This window comes from Caulobacter sp. GW821-FHT09H08 (assembly GCF_059415885.1).
In genome coordinates, this window is record NZ_JBWKOC010000004.1 from 432,370 (window position 1) to 445,298 (window position 12,929).

The following is a 12,929-nucleotide window of genomic DNA, read 5'->3' on the forward strand; positions in this document are numbered from 1 at the left end:
GAGCCTGTCGAAGGGCGAGGTTTCGACGCCCTAGTGCGTCGCTTCGTTCAGCTGCTTCTTGCTCTCCGCCGCGCCCTTCTTGGCGTCCTGCTTGAGCTCCGAACCCGCTTCCTTGGCCTTTTCGCCGGCCTTGGCGCCCAGTTCCTGGGCCTTGTCGGCGGCGTCGCCGGCGGCTTCCTTCAGCTCGCCCGCGGTTTCCTTGGTGCTTTCCTTGATCGCCGTGCCCGCTTCCTTGACCTCCGGGTCGTTGGCGATGGTGTGAGCGGCGTCCTTGATGTCGGAGGCGGCGGCCTGGGCGCCTTCCTTGACCTCGGTGGCGTGCTCCTGCGAGCAGGCGGCCAGGGTCAGGGTAACGGCGCAGCCGGCGATGAACAGGATGGAACGCATGGTCGTGCTCCTTCGCAATAAGTCGGCTGGATAACGAAGGCCCACGGCGCAGGTTCCGAGTCACCTTTGCGTCCGAGCGCACGGACCGCTAAACCCCCGCCATGCGCATCGCCTTCCTCGGCACCCCCGACTTCGCCGTAACGTGCCTCGCCGAACTCGTCGCCTCGGGCCACGAGATCGTCGCCGTCTATTCCCAGCCGCCCGCGCCGCGCGGTCGCGGCCAGGAACTGAAGCCCTCGCCGGTCCATGCCTTCGCCGAGGGCCTGGGCCTGCCGGTCCGCACACCGGTCTCGATGAAGACCCCCGAAGAGATCGAGGCCTTCCAGGCCCTGGATCTCGACGCCGCCGTCGTGGTCGCCTTCGGCCAGATCCTGGTCAAGGCCGTGCTCGACGCGCCGCAATACGGCTGCTTCAACCTGCACGCCTCGCTGCTGCCTCGCTGGCGCGGCGCCGCCCCGATCCAGCGGGCGATCATGGCTGGCGATCCGGTCACCGGCGTCCAGGTCATGCGGATGAGCGAGGGCCTCGACGAGGGCCCGATCCTGATGTCGCAGCGGGTCGTCATCGCCGCCGACGACACCGTCGCCACCCTGCACGACAAGCTGGCCGCCACCGGCGCGCAGCTGCTGCCCGTCGCCCTGGCCGCCATCGAACGCGGCGGCGCCCGCGAGACGCCGCAAGCCGAGGACGGCGTCACCTATGCCAAGAAGATCAAGTCGGCCGAGGCCCGCATCGACTGGACCCGCCCCGCCGCCGAGATCGACTGCCACATCCGCGGCCTGTCGCCATTCCCCGGCGCCTGGTTCGAAGCGCCGTCGGAGAAGGGCCCGGTCCGCGTGAAGGCCCTGCTGTCGCGCGTCGAGACCGCCTCGGGCGCGCCGGGAACCGCGCTGGACGACAGCCTACTGATCGCCTGCGGAGACAGCTCCGTGCGCTTGCTGAAGGCCCAGCGCGAAGGCAAGGGCGTCCAGGACGCAGAGACCTTCACGCGCGGCTTTCCGATCGCCACCGGGACGCAGCTGGCCTGATGCCCCGCTACCGCCTCCTCGTCGAGTATGACGGCCGGCCCTACAACGGCTTCCAGGCCCAGGCCGTGCTGCCGTCGGTGCAGGGCGCGATCGAGGCGGCGGTGAAGGCCTTCAGCGGCCAGGACGTGCGCATCGCCGCCGCCGGCCGCACCGACACCGGCGTCCACGCGACCGGCCAAGTGGTCCATGTCGATCTCGAGAAGGACTGGCCGGCCCAGACGGTGTTCAACGCCCTCAACGCCCACCTGACCCGCGAGGCGGTGTCGATCCTGTCGGCCGAGGTCGCCGAGGGCGACTGGCACGCGCGGTTCTCGGCCAATGAGCGCCGCTACCTCTACCGCATCCTAAACCGCCGCGCCCCGCCAGCGCTGGACAAGGGTCGGGTCTGGCACATGAAGAAGGACCTGGACGCCGACGCCATGCACGCGGCCGCCCAGCACCTGATCGGCCTGCACGACTTCACGACCTTCCGCGACATGCACTGCCAGGCCAAGAGCCCGGTGAAGACGCTCGACGTGGCGCGGGTGCGGCGTGTGGGCGAGGAGATCCACCTCGATTTCGAGGCGCGGAGCTTCCTGCATCGGCAGGTGCGGTCGATGACCGGGACCCTGGCCGAGGTCGGCGCGGGGCGCTGGACACCGGACGACGTGAAGGCGGCGCTGGAGGCCAAAGATCGGCGGGAATGTGGGCCCGTGGCGCCGGCGGATGGGCTTTATCTCGTGGGCGTCGGATACGCAGAGGCCACTCCCCCCACCTGACCTGCTGCGCAGGTCGTCCGCCCCCAAAGGCGGGCGGAAGAATGGCGCGCCGCCTTCTTTCCCCCTCCGGGGGAGGAGCGCGAAGCGCGGAGGGGGCAAGTGACCCCTAAAGCACCGAGCAATTCGTAATCTGGCTGAACGCCTCCAGCGCCGCCGTCCCGACCACGCTGGTCCCGAACCGGTCCAGCTCCGGCGACCACACCGCGATCACCGCCTTGCCCGGCACGACCGAAACGATGCCGCCGCCCACGCCGCTCTTGCTCGGCAGGCCGACCCGATAGGCGAAATTCCCCACGCTGTCGTAGATCCCGCAGGTCAGCAGCAGCGAATTCAGCCGCCGCGTCAGCCGCTCGGGGAACACCGTCTCCTGCGCCACCGGCGAGAAGCCGCCCGCCGCCAGGGGCAGGAAGGCGCGGGCCAGCTGGCGGCAGCTCATGGTCAGGGCGCACTGGCGGCAATAGGCGGCCACGACGCTCTCCGGATCGTGGGTCAGCGTGCCCTTGCCGCGCATCAGGTTGGCGATGGCGCGGTTCTGCCAGGCGTTGGCCAGTTCGGACGCCGCCACGGTCGGATCGATCTCCAGCCGCTCGTCGCAGAGGAAGCCGGCGAAGTCCCGGACCAGGGCGGCCGGGTCGCGGGTGACGTCCATCAGCACATCCGTCACCGCCAGCGCCCCGGCGTTGATGAATGGATTGCGCGGCACGCCCTGCTCGGCTTCCAGCAAGGAGAGGTGATTGAACGGCGTACCCGACGGCTCCTTGCCGACCCGCGTCCAGGTCTCGTCGCCCAGGCGGTTCAGCGCCAGGCCAAGGGCGAAGACCTTGGTGATGCTCTGGACCGAGAAGCCCTCGTCGGCGTCGCCGATCACGTGCTCGCCGCCGTCGACCGTGCGCACGGCCATGCCGAACTTGCTGCCCGGCACGTCGGCCAGTTCCGGGATGTAGTCGGCGGTGCGGCCCTTGCCGAAGTGCGGCTTCACCAGCACCGCTACCTCGGCCAGCACGTCGGGGATCGAGAGCGCCTTCATGTCGACGCCCCGCCCTTTAAGCGAACGCCGCGAAATAGCGGTTGATCAGCGCCTCGTAGGCGTCGGCCAGATAACGGATCTCCTCGACCGGAACCCGCTCGTCGACCTGGTGCATGGTCGAACCGACCAGGCCGAACTCGACCACCGGGCACAGGGCGCGGATGAAGCGGGCGTCGCTGGTGCCGCCGGTGGTCGACAGCTCCGGCACCCGGCCCGTGGCGTCGCCGACGGCGGCCACGATCACGTCGGTGAAGGCGCCCGGCTCGGTCAAGAAGGCCTCGCCGCTGATCTTGCACAGCGCTTCCACGCGGCCGGAGAAGCCCTCGGCGGCCTCGCGGCACTCGGCCTCGATCCAGCTGGCCAGCTCATGGCCCTTGTGCGCCGGGTTGAAGCGGATGTTCACCCGGGCCTTGGCCGAGGCCGGGATGACGTTGGTCGCGGTGTTGCCGACATCGACCGTGGTCACCTCCAGGTTCGAAGGCTGGAAGCCGGTATAGCCCTCGTCCAGCACCCGGCTCTGCAGGCGCGAGAGGATGTCGACTAGCACCGGAATCGGATTGGCCGCGCGGTGCGGATAGGCCACGTGGCCCTGTTTCCCATCGACCGCGATCCAGGCGTTGATGCTGCCGCGCCGACCGATCTTGACCATGTCGCCCAGCAGGTTTGCCGAGGTCGGCTCGCCGACGATGCAGTGGTCGATGATCTCGCCCTCGGCGGCCAGGGCCTCGACGACCTTGACCGTGCCATCCTCGGCCACGCCCTCCTCGTCGCCGGTGATCAGGAAGCTGATCGAGCCGGCATGCTCGGGGATCTTGGCGACAGCGGCGACGAAGGCGGCGATCGCCGACTTCATGTCGACCGCGCCGCGACCGTACAGCACCCCGTCCTTGATCTCGGCCTCGAACGGCCCGGCGGTCCAGGCCGCGTCATCGCCGACCGGCACCACGTCGGTGTGGCCGGCGAAGCAGAGGTTCGGCCGCGCCGTCCCGCGCCGGGCGTAGAGGTTCTCGATCTCGCCGAACTTCATGCGGCGGCAGTTGAAGCCCAGGGCTTCGAGCTGGCGCTGCAGCGTGTCCATCGCGCCCGCGTCGGCCGGGGTCACCGACGGACGGCGGATCAGGGCCTGGGCGAGCTCGACGGGGTCGATACTGACGGAAACGGGCGCGGGACTGGTCATGCTGCAGGCTTTAGGCTTCCCTCCGGCGGGACGCAAACCCGGCAAGTCTGTTCCAAGGTCGACCATGCCCAAGATCGATATCGCCTCGGCCCCGACCCGCGTCGGCACGGCCTATCCCGCGCCGTTCAATGCGCCCTGCCTGCAGCGCCACCGCACCAAGCTGGGCGACGCCGTCGGGCTCGACCAGTTCGGGGTGAACCTGCTGCGGCTGGAGCCCGGCGTGTGGTCCAGCCAGCGCCACTGGCACACCGCCGAGGACGAGTTCACCTGGGTAGTCGAGGGCGAGGTCGTGCTGGTGGAGAACGAGGGCGAGACGTTGATGCGGGCCGGCGACTGCGCGGGCTTCAAGGCCGGGATCGCCAACGGCCACCATTTCCAGAACCGCTCGGACAAGGACGTCCTGCTGCTGGAGATCGGCTCGCGCCGGCCCGACACCGACGGCTGCGACTATCCCGACATCGACCTCGTCCTTCGCCAGGGCGAGGAGACCTACCGCCATCGCGACGGGACGCCCTACGACACCGAGCAGGGCCGCAAGCGCTAGGCCTTCAGCTCGGCCAGCAGCCAGTCGTGCACCGCCAGGACCGCCGGCGAGGCCGTCGGCAGGCGCAGCAGGTTATAGGGTCGGCCCTGCAGCACCGGCCCGAACGGCTGGACCAGCAGGCCTGAGGCCAGCTCATCCCGGACCAGCGACAGGCTGGCCAGGGCCACGCCCAGGCCGCCGACGGCCGCCTGGATCGCGTGGCTGTCGTCGGTGAAGGTCAGGCCCGGCGTCGTGTCCAGGCCCGCCAGGCCGGCGGTCGCCGCCCACCGCGTCCAGGTCGGGGTGTCAGCGGCGGGATGACGCCACTCCGCATGCAGCAAGGTCTGGCCGGCCAGGTCCGCCGGCGAGGCCAGGGCCAGGCGCGGACTGCACACGGGCGCGAAGGTCTCGACGAACAGGGCTTCGGACAGCAGGCCCGGGAACGGTCCGTAGCCATAGCGGATCGCCAGGTCCGCCGCGCCCGAGCGCAGGTCCACCGGATCGTCGGAAGCGTGCAGGCGCAATTGCAGGCCTGGATGGGCGGCGCGGAACTGACCCATGCGCGGCAGCAGCCGTCGGGCCGCGAAGGCGACCAGGACGGAAACCGTGACCGCCGCCTCTTCCGTCTCGGACCTCAGGCCGCGCAGGGCCTCGGCGAAGGCGTCGAAACCGTCACGCAGCACCGGGAAAAGCCTCCGGCCGGCCGGCGTCAGCACGACCCGACGCACGTGACGGTCGAACAGCTTCAGGCCCAGCGTCTCCTCAAGCTCGCGGATGCGATGGCTGACCGCCGTCGGGGTCACGCCCAGCTCCTCGGCGGCCAGGCGGAAGCTCTCCAGCCGCGCGGCGGCCTCGAAGGCGCGCAGGGCGCCCAGGGGCAGGCGGCGGCGCGAGACAGATGAATTCACCTCATCCATGACCTGACGATTACGCGTTCGTCGGCGCGCCGTCACGCGCGCAGAACGTCCTTCGAGATGATTTCTCATCAGCCTTGGAGTTGTCCATGACCACGGTTCTGCACATCGACGCCAGCGCCCGCCCCGGCCGTTCCGGCCAGACCCCGCACGGCTCGCACACCCGCCGGCTCACCCACCGCTTCATGGAGGCCTGGCGCGCCCTGCGGCCCCAGGACGAGACGCCCTATCGCGACGTCGGCGCGCGGCCGCCCCGTCCGGTCAGCGGCGACTGGGTCCATGCCGCCTTCACCAAGCCCGAGGCGCGCGAGCCCTGGATGCGCGAGGTGCTGTCCGAGAGCGACGCCCTGGTCGCCGAACTGAAGGCCGCCGACGTCATCGTCATCGGCGCGCCGATGTACAATTTCGGCCCGCCCGCGCCGCTGAAGGCCTGGATCGACAACATCGTCCGCGTCGGCCTGACCTTCGGCTTCGACCGGTCGCGCGAGGGCGAGCCCTACTGGCCGCTGCTGGCCGATCACGGCAAGACCCTGGTCGTGCTGACCGCGCGCGGCGACTACGGCTACGACCCCGGCGAGCGGATCGCGGATCGGGAGTTGGTCGTCCCCAGCCTGGCCAAGCCGCTGGCCTATCTCGGGATCACCGATGTCCGCACCGTCGCGGTCGAGTACGACGAGTTCCAGGACGAGCGCCTGGCCGCCTCGCTGGCGAGCGCGGAGGCGGCGGTAACGGCGCTGGCGGAAGCGATCGCGGCGGAACGCGGTGAAGGCGCGGCGCGAGCGGCCTGAGTTCTGCGGGCGGTTGACGGGTCACGGCGCTTCCCTAGGTTGAGACCATGCTCAGTCTCGCCACCTTTGCCCTTGTCGCCGCCCTCGGCCAACCTTCGGCGGTCAGTCCGCTGGAGAAGATCCCGCCCGTGCGGGTGCGCCAGACCTATCGCGTCATGCAGCAAGGCGGCGGCCTCGGCGTCTTCGTCGACGAGGCCGCCGTGTTCCATGAGATCGGCGAGGGCGCGGCGCGGGTCTGGGTGGTCGAGCGGCGGCGGCGCGATGACCGGATGGGCCAGACCACCCTTCGCCACGAATGGATCGATGGTCGCGCCTGTCCGGCGCTGGCGGACGTGCTGACCAACATTGCCGGCATCCCGCCGGTGTCGTTCGCTGGTCCCAAGCCCGGACCGCGCGGCTGGGTCAGCGACACGCCGCTCGTCACCCTGATCGGCCCCACGGCCGACGGCCGCGAGGGCGACGTCATGCTCCAGCGTGATCTGGATGGGGCGGTGTCCGAATGGTGGTGGCGCAGCGAGAAGGCGCTGACGGACTGCTGGACGCCCAAGAAGCCATACATCGCCGGCGCCTACGATCTGCGATCAAAGCTGTCGACGGCTCAGGACGAGGTGGACGTGATGCGGCCCTAGGCCGCGCGGCGGGCCTTCTTCACCTTGGCCATGGCGCGGTCGCGGCGCAGGCGCGAGAGGTGGTCGATGAAGAGCACGCCTTCCAGGTGGTCCATCTCGTGCTGGATGCAGACGGCGAACAGGCCTTCGGCTTCCTCGACGACGGTCTCGCCCTGGTAGTTCATGTAGCGGATCGTGACCTTCGACGGGCGCTCGACCTCGTCGAAATATTCCGGCACCGACAGGCAGCCTTCCTCGTAGCCGAGGGTCTCTTCCGAGGTCGACAGGATCTCGGGATTGACGAAGTAGCGCGGGGCCGGCGCCTCACCCTCGCGGGCCAGGTCCATGACGATCACGCGCACGGGCTCGCCAACCTGCACGGCGGCCAAGCCGATGCCCGGGGCGTCGTACATGGTCTCCAGCATGTCATCCATCAGAGCGCGCAGCTCGTCGGTGACGGTCTCCACGGGGGTGGAGATCTTCTTCAGCGTCGCCAGGTCGGCGGCGCTATCGACGGCAAGGATGCGACGGATGGCCATAACGATGGTCAGGTAGGCGTCTCATTTCCGAGCGTCAAGGTGGGAGATTGTCCCACCGGCCCCGCTCCCAGCTTCGTGAGCGGACGAACGCCCTGCTCCACGGGCGCCGGCTCGGCGATCTCCTTGCCCTCGTGATCGACCGACAGCTCCTCGAAGCGGCGGGCCTGGGTCAGGACCTGGCTCTCCAGCGAGCCGACGAACTGGTTGTACTTGCCCACGGCGCTTTCCAGCGCCTTGCCCATGGCCCCGGCATGGGCGCCCATGACCGATACGCGCTTGTAGAGCTCGCGGCCGACCTCGACGATGCGGGCGGCGTTCTTGGCCTGGTCCTCGGCCCGCCATCCATAGGCGACGGCCTTGCAGAGGGCGAACAGGGTGGTCGGCGTGACCAGCACCACCCGGCGGTCCATGGCTTCGGCCATCAGCTCGGGCAGGCGGTCGAGCGCGGCGGCCAGGAAGCCGTCGCCGGGCACGAACATGGCCACGAAGTCGGGCGAGCCCTCGCCGGCGAACTGGTCCCAATAGGTCTTGGACGACAGGCTCTGCATGTGGGACCGGACGCTGGCGGCGTGGCGGACCATGGCGGCCTCGCGCAGCACCTCGTCGGTGGCCTCCTGCGATTCCAGGAAGGCGTTCAGCGAGCACTTCGCGTCGATCACGAACACCCCGCCGCCCGGCAAGGTGACCTTCACGTCGGGCCGGCGACGGCCTTCCTCGGTGTCGACGCTGAACTGCTCCTGGAAGTCGAAGCGGCTATTGAGGCCGGCGGCCTCGAGAACGTTCCTGAGGGTCTGCTCGCCCCAGCGTCCCTGGACCCCGGCGCCGCGCCGCAGGGCGGCCGACAGCTTGCGGGCTTCGGCCTGGGTGGCGGTCGAGGCTTCCAGCAGGGCGGTGATCTGGGCCTTGAGGCCGCCGGTCTCTTCCGCGCGAGCCTTCTCGACGGCGGTGACCTGGGCCTCGAACTTGGCCAGGGTCTCGGCCACCGGCTTCAGTTGGGCCTCCAGGCGGGCCTCGGCCAGGCGCTCGCGGCTCTTGGCGTTCTCGTCGGCGCGCTTGATCAGCTGCTCGGCGATGCTGTTGGCGCTCTGGGCGGCCTGGGCGCGGATCAGCTCGATCTGGGTGGCGCTCTGGTCCTCGAGGAGACGATGGCGCTCCTCGGCCTGGACGACCTTCTCGTTCAGCATCCAGGCTTGGGCCTCGGCCTTGGCGGCGCGGCGGTGACCGGCCAGCGCCCACAGGGCGCAGGCGACAGCGATCAGCGCGAAGACGATGGTCAGGATGAGGAACGGGTCGGAGAAGTTCATGCTCCGTTCTTAGCGGGAGTCGCTGCGGAGCGGAAGTTTCCCTTCTCCCCTTGCGGGAGAAGGTGTCGCTGCAAGCGACGGGTGAGGGGTCGCGCGGAAAGGCCGGCACAACCCCTCACCCGACCCACTTCGTGGGCCACCCTCTCCCACAAGGGGAGAGGGCTACGATCGTCAGGCGTCGCCGTCCGCGAGGTCGGCGATCAGGCCGTTGATCGGCTCGTCGTTGAAGCTGGTGACGTTGTGGCCCTTGTCGATCACGCCGACCTTGGCGACGTGCGGGGCTTCGGTTTCGGCTTCGGGAGCCTTGTCTTCGGGCGTGCTCATGAACTCAGTCCCTCCACTGGCGCCGGCGGGGGCCGGACGCGGTGGGGGAAGCTAGGCCGGAAGACGCGGTGTTGTCAGCCGTCGATAACGGTCACAGGGCAAAACAACCTGTGGGCGCCCGATCTCAGGCCGGACGGCGGGCCCGCAGCGCCTGGGCGATGGTGCCGTCGTCCAGCCAGTCGAGGTCGCCGCCGACCGGCACGCCGCGCGCCAGCATGGTCACCGGCACATTGGTCCGGGCCAGGCGGTCGGCGATGTAGTGCGCCGTCGTCTGCCCATCGACCGTGGCCGGCAGGGCCAGGATCACCTCGGCCACCGAACCGTCGCTCACCCGGGCGACCAGCTCGCCGATCCGCAGGGCCTCGGGCCCCACGCCATCGAGAGCCGACAGCAAACCGCCCAGCACGTGATAGCGGCCCTTGAACGAGCCGCCGCGCTCCATGGCCCAGACCGAGCCGACCTCCTCGACCACGCAGATCAGCCGGCCGTCGCGGGTGGCGTCGGCGCAGATGGCGCAGGGCTCGGTGACGTCCAGCGAGCCGCAGGTCCCGCAGGTGCGGACCTTCGCCTGGGCCTCGGCCATGGCGGCGGCCAGGGGCGCCAGCAGGGTGTCGCGCTTCTTCAGCAAGGCCAGGGCCGCCCGCCGGCCCGAGCGCGGACCCAAGCCCGGCAGCTTGGACAGCAGGGCGATCAGGCGCTCGATCTCGGGTCCGGCGGAAGACGCCATCAGGGTTTGGCCACTCGCGTGACCTGGCTGTAGACCACGCGCCATTGACCGTCGCGCTTGGCCCAGGTGTCGACGAACCGGACCGTCAGGGCGAACTTCTGACCGCTATCGGTTCCGGTCATGTTGACCCGCCCGCCGAGGAGCGCGGTGTCACCCAGCACCTTCTCGACCGGCGCCTCGATCTTGAACGGATCGAGCTTGAAGCCCGGCGCCATGTAGTCGCGGATCAGGTCGGCCTTGGACTGGACCAGGCCCGCGCCATTGACCAGCACGTAGTCGTCGGCGACCAGCCGCTCGAGCGCTGCGCGGTCGGAATTGACCTGGGCGGCGTCATAGGCGTGGGCCGCCGCCGCCAGTTCGGGCGGCAACGTCTCGGCCAGGGCGGCGATCGGCGTGGCCGCCAGGACGAGGGCCGCGAACAAGGATTGGATCTTCATACGCGGGCTCCTCCCTGGATGGCCGGGCGTGGCGTCAGAACTTCATGCCGGGCATGCCGCCCATCAGGCCCGCCATCGGACCGGCGGCTTCCTGCATCATCTGGGCCTGCTTGGCGTCGAGCTTCTTCTTGGCGTCGGCATGGGCGGCGACGATCAGGTCGGCGATGACCTCGCCCTCGCCCGGCTCGATCAGGCTCTCGTCCAGCACGACCTTGGCCAGCTCGCCCGTGCCCTTCAGCACGACGGTGACCATGCCGCCGCCAGAGGTGCCTTCGACGCTGCTCTCGGCCAGACGCGCCTGGGCGTCGGCGAGTTTCTGCTGCATGGCCTGGGCCTGCTTCATCAGGCCGCCGAGGTCTTTCATGGTCTCAATCTCCAAACTTGCTTGCTCCCCTACCCTCGATGGGGAGGGCTAGGGGTGGGGTGATGCGGCAGCGAAGACGAGCTCCGTCCTGAAACGCTGTCACCCCCATCCCCGCCCTTCCCCCATCAAATGGGGAAGGGAGAATTCCTGCGCTATCCCTCTTCCTCGTCCGGCTCCAGAGGCGCGGCCTCGGGCGTGAGGAGCTTGCGGATCTCGACGATCTCGGCGCCGGGGAAGGCCGACAGCACCGAGGCGACGAACGGATCCTTCTTGATCTCCGCCAGCGCCTCGCGCTCCTCGCGCTTCTGGCGCTCCATCAGGCTCTCGGCCCCGCCGCCGCCCTCGGCGGCCACCAGCCAGGGCTGGCCGGTGTGCTCCTTCAGGAAACGGACCAGACGACCGGCGAGGTTGCCGGGCGCGCCCGGAGCGGCCTCGAAGGTCAGCGCGCCGGGGCGGAAGCTGATCGGGCGGACATACTGCTCGACGTCCAGGCGAAGGCCGATGTCACGCTTGGCGGCGATCAGGGCCATGACGTCGTCGAACGAGGCCACGACCGGCATGGCCTGGGCGCCGGGCGCGGCCATGGTCATGGGCGCATGGGCGGCCGATGAGGCGCCGCCACCGGAGCCGCCCCCCATGGAAACCCCGCCGCCAGGACCACCGCCGCCGCCAATGGGAGCGCCATCACGCAGGGCCTTCAGCGCTTCCTCCGGACCGGGTAGGTCGGCGGCGTAGCACAATCGGATCAGGGCCATCTCGGCCGCCGCCATGGCGTCGGGCGCGCGGCGCACCTCCTCGTGGGCCTTCAGCAGCATCTGCCACAGGCGCGACAGCGTGCCGGCCGAGGTGTGGGCCCCGATGGCGGCCAGGCGCGCGGCCTGCTCCTTGGGCATCGACAGGGCGTCCGGTCCCAGAGCCTTGGCCACCGCGGAGCCGTGGCAGTGATCCAGTATGTCCAGCATCACCACGGCCGGATCGGCCCCGAAGCCCCAGAGCGCGCGGAAACCTTCCAGCGCGTCCTTGGTCTTGCCGGCCATGACGTTTTCGAACAGGGCGATGGTCTGGCCGCGATCGGCCAGGCCCAGCATGTCGCGAACGACCGTCGAGGTGACCGTCTGGCCGCGATCGGTCTGCACGATCGCCTGGTCCAGCAGCGAGAGGCCGTCGCGCACCGAGCCCTCGGCCGCGCGGGCGATCAGGGCCAGGGCGTCGGTCTCGATCCGCGCGCCTTCCTTGGCCGAGATCCTGTCGAAGTGCTTGACCAGCACGTCCGGCTCGACCCGGCGCAGGTCGAAGCGCTGGGTGCGGGACAGGATCGTCACCGGCACCTTGCGGATCTCAGTGGTGGCGAAGATGAATTTGGCGTGCGGCGGCGGCTCTTCCAGCGTCTTCAGCAGAGCGTTGAACGCCGCCGTCGACAGCATGTGCACTTCGTCGATGATGTAGACCTTGTAGCGCGCCTCGACCGGGGCGTAGCGCACCCCGTCCAGCAGCTCGCGCATCTCGTCGACCTTGGTGCGACTGGCGGCGTCGAGTTCCAGCACGTCCATGTGCCGGCCCTCGATGATCGAGCGGCAGTGGTAGCCTTCGACGGTCAGGTCGACCGAGGGGCCTTTGACGGTGTCGGTCTCGTAGTTGAGCGCTCGGGCCAGCAGGCGCGCGGTCGTGGTCTTGCCGACGCCCCGGACGCCGGTGAGCATGAAGGCGTGGGCGATGCGGCCGGTCGAGAACGCGTTGGCCAGGGTGCGGACCATGGCCTCCTGGCCGATGAGGTCCTCGAAGGTGCGCGGACGGTATTTCCGCGCCAGCACCGTATAGGCGTCGCCCTTCTCGTTCTCGGGCGGGGACTCGACGACCGGACGCGCCTCTTCCGTGGCCACAGGCGCGGGCGCCTCGCCGAAGATGTCGGCGGTGTTCTCGTCCCGCTCAGCAGGAGCCTCGTCCCACGGCGGCGCGGAATCAGGCGAGAGGTCGTCGTGGTCGGCCATGGACAGTCCGGTAACGCCGCCCTCGTCCTTCGACAA

General features: G+C 69.8%; 16 protein-coding genes and 1 pseudogene. 6 read left to right on the forward strand and 11 right to left on the reverse strand.

The features are described from left to right. Window positions 1–30: 30 nt before the first annotated feature. Window positions 31–387 carry a cell surface protein gene (locus AC07NN_RS16550; RefSeq protein WP_494643123.1) on the reverse strand — a complete coding sequence of 119 codons (357 nt, stop codon included), beginning with the start codon at window positions 385–387 and terminating at the stop codon, window positions 31–33. 101 nt (window positions 388–488) lie between these two features. Between AC07NN_RS16550 and fmt the strand changes: the two genes are divergently transcribed. Both fmt and truA read left to right on the forward strand, forming a co-directional pair. Continuing rightward, window positions 489–1,415 carry a methionyl-tRNA formyltransferase gene (fmt, locus tag AC07NN_RS16555; RefSeq protein ID WP_494643128.1) on the forward strand — a complete coding sequence of 309 codons (927 nt, stop codon included), beginning with the start codon at window positions 489–491 and terminating at the stop codon, window positions 1,413–1,415. Further along, window positions 1,415–2,173 (forward strand): tRNA pseudouridine(38-40) synthase TruA, encoded by a 759-nt coding sequence (gene truA, locus AC07NN_RS16560; RefSeq protein ID WP_494643130.1) that lies wholly within the window; start codon window positions 1,415–1,417, stop codon window positions 2,171–2,173. Before fmt ends, truA begins: the two co-directional genes overlap by 1 nt. Window positions 2,174–2,279: 106 nt before the next feature. On the opposite strand, the gene AC07NN_RS16565 is transcribed toward truA, so the two are convergent. Both AC07NN_RS16565 and dapE read right to left on the reverse strand, forming a co-directional pair. After that, window positions 2,280–3,200 (reverse strand): glutaminase, encoded by a 921-nt coding sequence (locus AC07NN_RS16565; RefSeq protein WP_494643132.1) that lies wholly within the window; start codon window positions 3,198–3,200, stop codon window positions 2,280–2,282. 16 nt (window positions 3,201–3,216) lie between these two features. Then, the gene (dapE, locus tag AC07NN_RS16570) at window positions 3,217–4,377 is read right to left on the reverse strand and encodes a succinyl-diaminopimelate desuccinylase (protein ID WP_494643136.1); all 1,161 of its coding nucleotides are present in this window, start codon (window positions 4,375–4,377) and stop codon (window positions 3,217–3,219) included. Window positions 4,378–4,441: 64 nt separating this feature from the next. Between dapE and AC07NN_RS16575 the strand changes: the two genes are divergently transcribed. Continuing rightward, window positions 4,442–4,921: a cupin domain-containing protein gene (locus AC07NN_RS16575; RefSeq protein ID WP_494643141.1), complete on the forward strand. Its 480-nt coding sequence runs from the start codon at window positions 4,442–4,444 to the stop codon at window positions 4,919–4,921. On the opposite strand, the gene AC07NN_RS16580 is transcribed toward AC07NN_RS16575, so the two are convergent. After that, window positions 4,918–5,808 (reverse strand): LysR substrate-binding domain-containing protein, encoded by an 891-nt coding sequence (locus AC07NN_RS16580; RefSeq protein ID WP_494643144.1) that lies wholly within the window; start codon window positions 5,806–5,808, stop codon window positions 4,918–4,920. The two genes, AC07NN_RS16575 and AC07NN_RS16580, sit on opposite strands and share 4 nt — an antisense overlap. A 95-nt stretch (window positions 5,809–5,903) precedes the next feature. On the opposite strand from AC07NN_RS16580, the gene AC07NN_RS16585 reads away from it, so the two are divergent. Next, window positions 5,904–6,602, forward strand: coding sequence for an FMN-dependent NADH-azoreductase (locus AC07NN_RS16585; protein ID WP_494643146.1), 699 nt, complete (start codon window positions 5,904–5,906; stop codon window positions 6,600–6,602). A 47-nt stretch (window positions 6,603–6,649) separates the two neighbouring features. Next, a complete protein-coding gene (locus AC07NN_RS16590; RefSeq protein ID WP_494643148.1) occupies window positions 6,650–7,231 on the forward strand; it encodes a hypothetical protein in 582 nt (193 codons plus the stop codon). Here AC07NN_RS16590 and def read toward each other — a convergent pair. Together def and AC07NN_RS16600 are read right to left on the reverse strand one after the other, a co-directional pair. Then, entirely contained in the window at window positions 7,228–7,749 is a 522-nt protein-coding gene (def, locus tag AC07NN_RS16595) for a peptide deformylase (protein ID WP_494643150.1), read from the reverse strand. The two genes, AC07NN_RS16590 and def, sit on opposite strands and share 4 nt — an antisense overlap. Window positions 7,750–7,757: 8 nt before the next feature. Then, window positions 7,758–9,053: a DNA recombination protein RmuC gene (locus tag AC07NN_RS16600; RefSeq protein WP_494643153.1), complete on the reverse strand. Its 1,296-nt coding sequence runs from the start codon at window positions 9,051–9,053 to the stop codon at window positions 7,758–7,760. Window positions 9,054–9,103: 50 nt separating this feature from the next. Between AC07NN_RS16600 and AC07NN_RS16605 the strand changes: the two are divergent. After that, window positions 9,104–9,216: pseudogene (locus AC07NN_RS16605) on the forward strand (hypothetical protein); the annotation flags it as partial. A gap of 8 nt (window positions 9,217–9,224) precedes the next feature. Here AC07NN_RS16605 and AC07NN_RS16610 read toward each other — a convergent pair. From AC07NN_RS16610 to AC07NN_RS16630, 5 genes are all read right to left on the reverse strand, one after another. Further along, window positions 9,225–9,377, reverse strand: a complete 153-nt coding sequence (locus AC07NN_RS16610; protein WP_494643159.1) for a hypothetical protein — start codon at window positions 9,375–9,377, stop codon at window positions 9,225–9,227. 124 nt (window positions 9,378–9,501) lie between these two features. After that, a complete protein-coding gene (gene recR, locus AC07NN_RS16615) occupies window positions 9,502–10,104 on the reverse strand; it encodes a recombination mediator RecR (protein WP_494643163.1) in 603 nt (200 codons plus the stop codon). Further along, a complete protein-coding gene (locus tag AC07NN_RS16620) occupies window positions 10,104–10,541 on the reverse strand; it encodes a nuclear transport factor 2 family protein (protein ID WP_494643169.1) in 438 nt (145 codons plus the stop codon). Before AC07NN_RS16620 ends, recR begins: the two co-directional genes overlap by 1 nt. Before the next feature lie 34 nt (window positions 10,542–10,575). Further along, a complete protein-coding gene (locus tag AC07NN_RS16625; protein WP_494643171.1) occupies window positions 10,576–10,905 on the reverse strand; it encodes a YbaB/EbfC family nucleoid-associated protein in 330 nt (109 codons plus the stop codon). Window positions 10,906–11,057: 152 nt separating this feature from the next. Next, complete coding sequence (locus tag AC07NN_RS16630; protein ID WP_494643173.1) at window positions 11,058–12,893, reverse strand: DNA polymerase III subunit gamma/tau; 1,836 nt, start codon at window positions 12,891–12,893, stop codon at window positions 11,058–11,060. Between the last annotated feature and the right edge of the window lie 36 nt (window positions 12,894–12,929).

Bases quoted from the DNA above. Each gene is read 5' to 3' on its own strand.
- AC07NN_RS16550 (WP_494643123.1), bottom strand. From the start codon at position 387: ATGCGTTCCATCCTGTTCATCGCCGGCTGCGCCGTTACCCTGACCCTG.
- fmt (WP_494643128.1), top strand. From the start codon at position 489: ATGCGCATCGCCTTCCTCGGCACCCCCGACTTCGCCGTAACGTGCCTC.
- truA (WP_494643130.1), top strand. From the start codon at position 1,415: ATGCCCCGCTACCGCCTCCTCGTCGAGTATGACGGCCGGCCCTACAAC.
- AC07NN_RS16565 (WP_494643132.1), bottom strand. From the start codon at position 3,200: ATGAAGGCGCTCTCGATCCCCGACGTGCTGGCCGAGGTAGCGGTGCTG.
- dapE (WP_494643136.1), bottom strand. From the start codon at position 4,377: ATGACCAGTCCCGCGCCCGTTTCCGTCAGTATCGACCCCGTCGAGCTC.
- AC07NN_RS16575 (WP_494643141.1), top strand. From the start codon at position 4,442: ATGCCCAAGATCGATATCGCCTCGGCCCCGACCCGCGTCGGCACGGCC.
- AC07NN_RS16585 (WP_494643146.1), top strand. From the start codon at position 5,904: ATGACCACGGTTCTGCACATCGACGCCAGCGCCCGCCCCGGCCGTTCC.
- AC07NN_RS16590 (WP_494643148.1), top strand. From the start codon at position 6,650: ATGCTCAGTCTCGCCACCTTTGCCCTTGTCGCCGCCCTCGGCCAACCT.
- def (WP_494643150.1), bottom strand. From the start codon at position 7,749: ATGGCCATCCGTCGCATCCTTGCCGTCGATAGCGCCGCCGACCTGGCG.
- AC07NN_RS16600 (WP_494643153.1), bottom strand. From the start codon at position 9,053: ATGAACTTCTCCGACCCGTTCCTCATCCTGACCATCGTCTTCGCGCTG.
- AC07NN_RS16610 (WP_494643159.1), bottom strand. From the start codon at position 9,377: ATGAGCACGCCCGAAGACAAGGCTCCCGAAGCCGAAACCGAAGCCCCG.
- recR (WP_494643163.1), bottom strand. From the start codon at position 10,104: ATGGCGTCTTCCGCCGGACCCGAGATCGAGCGCCTGATCGCCCTGCTG.
- AC07NN_RS16620 (WP_494643169.1), bottom strand. From the start codon at position 10,541: ATGAAGATCCAATCCTTGTTCGCGGCCCTCGTCCTGGCGGCCACGCCG.
- AC07NN_RS16625 (WP_494643171.1), bottom strand. From the start codon at position 10,905: ATGAAAGACCTCGGCGGCCTGATGAAGCAGGCCCAGGCCATGCAGCAG.
- AC07NN_RS16630 (WP_494643173.1), bottom strand. From the start codon at position 12,893: ATGGCCGACCACGACGACCTCTCGCCTGATTCCGCGCCGCCGTGGGAC.